6 protein-coding genes and 1 other annotated feature are annotated in these 7,392 nt (G+C 37.2%); all 6 genes read right to left on the minus strand.

Annotation, left to right across the window (positions count from 1 at the left end):
• Positions 1–68: 68 nt before the first annotated feature.
• Positions 69–1,418 carry an amino acid permease gene (locus tag GJU32_RS10615; RefSeq protein WP_155591906.1) on the minus strand — a complete coding sequence of 450 codons (1,350 nt, stop codon included), beginning with the start codon at positions 1,416–1,418 and terminating at the stop codon, positions 69–71.
• A 57-nt stretch (positions 1,419–1,475) separates the two neighbouring features.
• Positions 1,476–1,709: a binding site (T-box leader), on the minus strand.
• Between the two features lie 158 nt (positions 1,710–1,867).
• Positions 1,868–2,845, minus strand: a complete 978-nt coding sequence (locus GJU32_RS10620) for an electron transfer flavoprotein subunit alpha/FixB family protein (RefSeq protein ID WP_155591907.1) — start codon at positions 2,843–2,845, stop codon at positions 1,868–1,870.
• Positions 2,846–2,895: 50 nt separating this feature from the next.
• Positions 2,896–3,669, minus strand: a complete 774-nt coding sequence (locus tag GJU32_RS10625) for an electron transfer flavoprotein subunit beta/FixA family protein (RefSeq protein ID WP_155591908.1) — start codon at positions 3,667–3,669, stop codon at positions 2,896–2,898.
• 115 nt (positions 3,670–3,784) lie between these two features.
• The gene (locus GJU32_RS10630; protein ID WP_155591909.1) at positions 3,785–4,558 is read right to left on the minus strand and encodes an enoyl-CoA hydratase; all 774 of its coding nucleotides are present in this window, start codon (positions 4,556–4,558) and stop codon (positions 3,785–3,787) included.
• A gap of 14 nt (positions 4,559–4,572) precedes the next feature.
• Positions 4,573–5,154, minus strand: coding sequence for a TetR/AcrR family transcriptional regulator (locus GJU32_RS10635; RefSeq protein WP_155591910.1), 582 nt, complete (start codon positions 5,152–5,154; stop codon positions 4,573–4,575).
• Positions 5,155–5,301: 147 nt separating this feature from the next.
• Positions 5,302–6,996, minus strand: a complete 1,695-nt coding sequence (locus GJU32_RS10640) for an AMP-binding protein (protein WP_155591911.1) — start codon at positions 6,994–6,996, stop codon at positions 5,302–5,304.
• Positions 6,997–7,392: the final 396 nt, after the last annotated feature.

A 7,392-nucleotide genomic window follows, 5' to 3' on the forward strand; every position in this document is an offset into this window, starting at 1 on the left:
TGAGCGAACAATCTGCCTGCAATGTATATTTTATGAAAAACCATGTCGAACATTTAAAATAGAGTCATTTAATTAGCTTGATATCGACCTTTAAATATATAGGTTAACGTGATAAAGATGTAAATCGCTAAGGTAATTCCTGTCACGATAATTGATGTTGTAAAAATAATGCCAATCAAGATGGCACTTAAAGCTATAATGGCAATCCAAGTTGTATAAGGAAACCATTTTACTTCATAGGCACTTGTGTTTTCTGATTGTTTTTTTCGTGATTTCAAATGGGCAATCGCAATAATTAACCAAATAAATAACACCGTATAGCCAAGTGAACCCATTAAGAAATCAAAAGTCTTGCTTCCAGCATATAAAGAAAAGATTACACCTAAATATAATGCTAATGTACACATCAAAATGGCATATACAGGAACTTTTCTTTTAGATAAATGAGCAAATATTTTAGGAACACGACCATCTACAGCTTGCGTATACAGTACTCGTGATGAACCGTAGAGCCCTGAATTCATGGATGAAATAATAGCAAGTATAACAACAGCATTCATAATATGGTCTGCACCTGGAATGCCAATCATTTTAAAAACCATTACAAATGGACTTTCAGGTACCCCGTTTACTTCATTCCAAGGAATCAAGCTTACAATAATAAAGAAAGGCAGTAGATAGAAAGTAACAATACGAATCAATGTACTGCGAACAGCTTTTGGTACTACTTTTTCAGGATTTTTCGTTTCAGCTAATGTAATCCCGATGATTTCTGTACCACCATAAGAATAAATGACCACTAGCATAGCAGCAATTAACCCCGTTGATCCATTAGGGAAAAAACCACCATGTGCTGTTAAGTTAGAAAAACCAACAGCCGTATGATTTCCAAACGTAACAAACAATAAAATAAGTCCTGCTATAATAAACACAATAATAACGGTAATTTTAATCAATGCTAGCCAATATTCTGTTTCAGCAAATATTTTCACCGATAGCAGGTTAATGGCTGTTACTAACACAGAAACAGATAGCGCAAGTATCCAAATTGGGTATTGAGGAAGCCAATATTGAATAAAAATAGCCGCAACTACAGATTCTGCTGCAATATTTAAAACCCACATTTTCCAATAGATCCAATCTAGGAAATAAGCTGGATATTTTCCTAACACCGATTGAACTAAATCTCTGAACGTTCTTGCTTCTTTATTACGAACGGCCATTTCTGCTAGACCTTGCATTACAAATAATAAAATAATGCCACCTAATAAATACGCAATAAGCACTGACGGCCCTGCCATATCAATGGCTGCACTACTTCCTTTAAATAATCCTGCACCAATAGCACCACCTAAAGCCATCATGGTGATATGACGTGAGGTCATTGTTCGTTTTAATTGTTGATTGTTGTTTTCCACTTTCTTACCTCCTAAAATTAAAAAGGCATATCGTCTCTTCCTTCATTTTCAAATGAAAGAAGAGACGATATGCCATAAGCAAACCGCGGTACCACTCTAATTGGTTCATAGAGAACCCAACTTAATAACCTGGTAACGAAGGTTAATCGTCAAACAAATAGAATAATCTGATAATTCCATTTATCTTACCACTCCTAGGCAAGTTCAAAGTCTTATTGGACTGCGTTGCACCAACCCGCAGCTCTCTTCACCGAATAATGAGCTTTTACTACTCCTAATCTTTGCGTTTCAAAACATTATTATTAAAAAATTTAATGATTATTCAACACTATAATGTCTACTGTTAATTATGTCAATATTTTATTTTGCGATAATTTTCAAATTAGAGTTTCTTGCGGTGTCCAACCATAAAAAAGCAGGAAGGATTAATCCCTTCCTGCGTCTACTCTTTATGCATTTACTTTTAATGCTTTAAATTCTTCGATTAGAAGCGGAATCACTTCAAATAAATCTCCAACGATACCGTAATCCGCTACTTTGAAAATATTTGCTTCAGGATCTTTATTAATAGCAACAATTACTTTAGAGTTTGACATTCCCGCTAAGTGTTGAATAGCGCCAGAAATACCAGCTGCAATATAAAGGTCAGGTGTTACTACCTTACCTGTTTGACCAATTTGTAGTGAATAGTCACAATACTCAGCGTCACATGCACCACGGGATGCTCCAACTGCACCGCCTAGTAAATCTGCTAGCTCTTTTAACGGCTCGAAACCTTCTTCAGACTTCACACCACGACCACCAGCAACGACTACTTTCGCTTCTGAAAGATCCACACCTTCTGAAGATTTACGAACAACCTCTTTAATAATTGTGCGAAGATTTGTAATCTCAACAGTGATTGCAGAAACATCTCCTGTTTTACCTTCCGCTTTTTCTAAAGGTGCAATGTTATTTGGACGTATTGAAGCTAAAACAACACCATCTTTTACTTTCACTTTTTCGAAAGCTTTACCAGAATAAATTGGTCGGATGAATACAATATCATCGCCTGCACCCTCAATAGTAGTGACATCAGATACTAAACCTGCTTGTAATTTACTTGCAATTTTTGGTGATAAATCTTTACCGTTTGCTGTATGACCAAAGACAATGCCAGCTGGTTTTTCTTGCTCGATAACAGCTAATAGTGCTTGACTATAGCCATCAGATGTATATTGTTTTAAATGTGGGTGTTCCACTGTTACCACGCGATCAGCACCATATTCAAATAATGGACCTGTTAAACCTGCTACAGCATCCCCTAAAAGTACCCCAACAACCTCGCCACCATCAGCGATCTGTTTTGCAGCTGCAATTGCTTCGAAAGAAACATTACGTAAGCTTCCTTCACGAACTTCACTTAATACTAATACTTTTTTTGACATAGCATATTCCCTCCGTTACCCTTTAAGATTCGATTAAGATCATCCAATAATTAAACTACTTTTGCTTCTGAGTGAAGTAGATTTACCAGTTCTTTTACTTGTGCAGAAAGGTCGCCTTCAAGAATGCGGCCTGCTGCCTTTTGAGCTGGCAAGAAGATGTCTACCGTTTCGATCTTCACTTCTACATCATCTTCATCGATATCTAAATCATCTAACTCAAGCTCTGCAAGCGGTTTCTTTTTCGCTTTCATAATACCTGGTAGAGATGGATAACGTGGCTCATTTAAACCTTGCTGAGCTGTTACTAATAATGGTAAAGACGTTTCAATTACCTCTGAATCTCCTTCGATATCACGAACAATTTTCACAGATGTTCCATCGATTTCAAGTTTTGTAATCGTAGTTACATAATTAATAGCTAATAAATCTGCAACACGTGGGCCTACTTGACCTGAACCACCATCAATCGCAACATTTCCTGTTAAAATTAAATCAGCATCTTTATCTTTTAAATATTCTGCTAAAAGATATGCAGCTGCATTTTGGTCTAACTCATCTAAATCATCTTCAGTATTAATAAGTACCGCTTCGTCTGCTCCCATGGCAAGTGCTGTACGTAATTGCTTCTCTGCATCCTCGCCGCCAATTGTTATAACTGTTACTTTACCACCAGCAGCATCGCGCACTTGGATTGCCTCTTCAATGGCATATTCATCGTACGGGTTGATAATGAATTCTGCTCCGTCCTCTTGGATTTTGCCACCCGACACAACGATTTTTTCTTCTGTATCAAACGTACGTTTAATTAATGCAAAAATGTTCATATATCCATACCTCCTGGAACGTTTTATAATTCTAAGTAAACTTATAAATATTATATATTTTTAGTTTCAATAGCACCGATAACATACTTGAACGTTGTTATCGAGATTTGGGAAATTATTTACCGGTAAACACAGGCTCACGCTTGTCAATGAATGCTTGAATTCCTTCTTTTGCATCTTCTGTTACGAATACTGTCCCAAAAGATTTCGCCTCAGCTTCAATGCCTTCATAAAATGAAGCATGCTTTGCATATTGCAATGTTTGAATAGCTGCTTTTAAAGCTATTGGGCTTTTCTTAGCAATGTTCTTAGCAATCTTTAACGTTTCTTCTAGCATAGTCTCGTCTGAGAATGCACGGTTTGCTAAGCCCCACTGAACAGCTTCAGCACCAGAAATCGGCTCGCTTGTAAACATCATTTCAGCAGCTTTTGCTACACCAACATAGCGTGGTAAGCGCTGCGTACCACCAAAGCCAGGGATAAGACCTAATTGTAATTCTGGTAAACCTAGTTTCGCTGAGTCAGTCACAAATCGCATATGACAGCTCATTGCTAACTCAAGTCCACCGCCTAACGCTGCACCATGGATGGCCGCAATAACAGGCTTAGAGAATGATTCAACACGTTCAAAAACTTGTTGTCCATTGCTAGCTAGCTTCGTAAATTCTTCGCCAGATTCTACCCCAGTAAACTCTTTAATATCTGCCCCCGCAGAGAAGAAACGGCCTTCACCATGAAGTACAAGGACTCTTACAGCATCATCGTGTTCTACAGCATCTAGTACAGCGTTAACTTCTGCAATAATACCGCGAGATAATGCATTTGCTGGTGGACGTGCAATTGTAATAATTGCTACCCCATCTTCTACTTTCCAACTTAGAAATTCCATTTCTCCACATCCTTCTATGCTTTAATGCCGTTCAGGATTAATGCCTGAACCTTTGGAACCTGTTCCATCAAATCATATCGATAGTCATTCATAACCCACGACGTAATCGTTTCATCAATTGTTCCAAAAACCATTTGTCGTGCCAAGCGTACATCCATCGTTTGATTGAACTCACCAGAAAGCATACCTGCGATTAAAATTTGATCCAGTAAATGTAAATACTCACGTAGTACAGCATTAATTTTTAATCGTAAGTCTTTATTCGATTGGCGAAGCTCTAATTGTGTGACAGTTGCTAGGTATCGATCTGTCGCTAGAACATTAAAATGATTTTCAATCATTCGTGAAAGTTTGTCTCTAGACGTACTCCCATTTTCTATTATATCTTGTAATGACTCTACAAAAACAGCCATTTTTTCATTAAAGACAGAAATTAATATATCTTCTTTATTTTTAAAATATAAATAGATTGTTCCATCGGCCACCCCTGCCTGTTTGGCGATTTTCGATACTTGCGCTTGGTGATACCCATTCTCCGCAATAACGATGACAGCTGCATCAATAATTTGTTTATATTTTGGCTTATCTCGTTTCACTTTTATAACACCACCTAAAAAACATGCGCACGTCTACATAATCAATATGACGTGTGAACTTAAAAAAATATGAAAATATGAATGGTCATTCATTCATATTTTCATATTATATTTTACAGCATTGCTTGTCAATACTTTCACACGTATTTATTTCGCTTCTTTATTCGCTAATTTCGTTTTTTCTTCTTCAACTAACGTGCGACGCAAAATTTTTCCAACGGCTGTTTTTGGCAGCTCATCTCTAAATTCATAATAACGCGGAACTTTAAATGCCGCTAGATGTTGACGACAATATTTATTTAATTCGTCCTCAGTAATGGAATATCCTTCTTTTAAAACAATATATGCTTTTACTGTTTCTCCACGATACGGATCTGGTATACCCGCAACTACACATTCTTGGATTTCTTCACATTCGTATAACACTTCTTCAACTTCACGAGGATAGATATTAAAGCCCCCTGCTATAATCATATCCTTTTTACGGTCCACTACATAAAAGTAGCCTTGTTCATCCATATAACCAAGATCACCTGTTAAAAACCAGTCTTCTGCAAATGTAGCTGCCGTATCCTCTGGACGGTTCCAGTAGCCCTTCATCACTTGTGGTCCTTTGATAGCGATTTCACCAACCTCGCCAACTGGTAGCTTTTCTGTATCCCCTGTACGCAAAATAACCGCTTCTGTGTTTGGCCATGGTAACCCAATCGAGCCAATCACCCTCTTACCCCAAATTGGCGTAGCATGAGTAACTGGAGAGGTTTCAGTTAAACCGTAGCCTTCAACAAGTTTCCCTCCAGTAACGGCTTCAAATTTCTCTTGCACTTCAATTGGCAATGAAGCAGAACCACTTAAGCAAGCTTTAATCGATGATAAATCATAATTTGCAATGTCTGGATGATTGAGTAGGCCAATGTATAAGGTTGGAGCACCGGGGAAAAGCGTTGGTTTTTGCTTATCAATTGTTTTTAATGCCGTTTCAACATCAAATTTCGGCAGTAGCACCATTTTATTTTGGGTGAATACAGTTAATAACATAACAGTGGTCATACCATAGACGTGGAAGAACGGTAGAATGCCCATAATGGTTTCTTCACCATGCACACATTTATACATCCATGCATCACACATTGTTGTATTGGCGATTAAATTTTTATGGGTCAACATAACACCTTTTGGAAAACCAGTTGTTCCGCCAGTATATTGAAGTAGTGCTAGGTCTTCTTCAAAATCAAACGGAATACTGTTTATCATCTTAATGGGAGCAGAGCGCATTATTTCTGAAAACAAGTGATTTTGCCCGCTATGCTCAACCTTGACACTAAAGCCATACTGTTTTTTTTGAATAAATGGATAGACTAGATTTTTTGGGAATGGTAAATAATCTTTAATAGCTGTCACAATGACATTTTCAAGTGCAGTCTCCTTCATAATTTTCATAACCCGCGGATATAAAATATCCATGACAAGAATAACCTTTGCACCTGAATCAGCCATTTGGTACTGAAGCTCACGTTCAGTATAAAGTGGATTTGTTTGAACAACAACAGCACCTGCATACATGGCACCGTAGTAAGCGATTACACTTTGTGGTGAGTTAGGCAGCATAATAGCCACTCGATCTCCTTTTTCCACACCTAGTGTTTGTAAATAGTTTGCGAACCTTAAAGCAGACTCATACAGCTCGGTATACGTTAACTCCTTCCCCATAAAATGAATCGCTACTTTAGATGGATTCTTTTTATAGGCACGTGTCAAAAACTCTTGTACTGGAATTTCCTCAAACGTTAAAGACGATGGTACTTCTTCAGGATAATTTACTAGCCATGGTTTTGCTGTCATACGTCCTCTCCCCTTTGTCCCAAACTTTGTCAATTCTTATATTTATTATAATGAAAAAGAAATACAGTTTCAAACAGAAAATAGAAAATAAATGCGTTTTCGATTAATTATTATGCAATTAACAACATTAATATGACTAGTGTTTAGTGGGGGTTGTTTGGATATCCCTTATGAATACTCATTCATTCTTCTGCATTTCAAAAAAAAGGCTGTTAGCATTTTCCTATACTATAAAAATAATTATTTTGATTTTCTGGTTGGGTAAGTGAGAGAAAATTAATAGAATTTAGTAGATTTTTACGCAAGTCCAAAAAAGTAAATGAGTAAATAAAAAACGCACCCTGGACTTACCCCTGTTAAGTAGACAACACTAAAAAACACTACGCAGCCATCTGG

This window comes from Lysinibacillus cavernae (assembly GCF_009724685.1).
Taxonomy (GTDB): domain Bacteria; phylum Bacillota; class Bacilli; order Bacillales_A; family Planococcaceae; genus Lysinibacillus; species Lysinibacillus cavernae.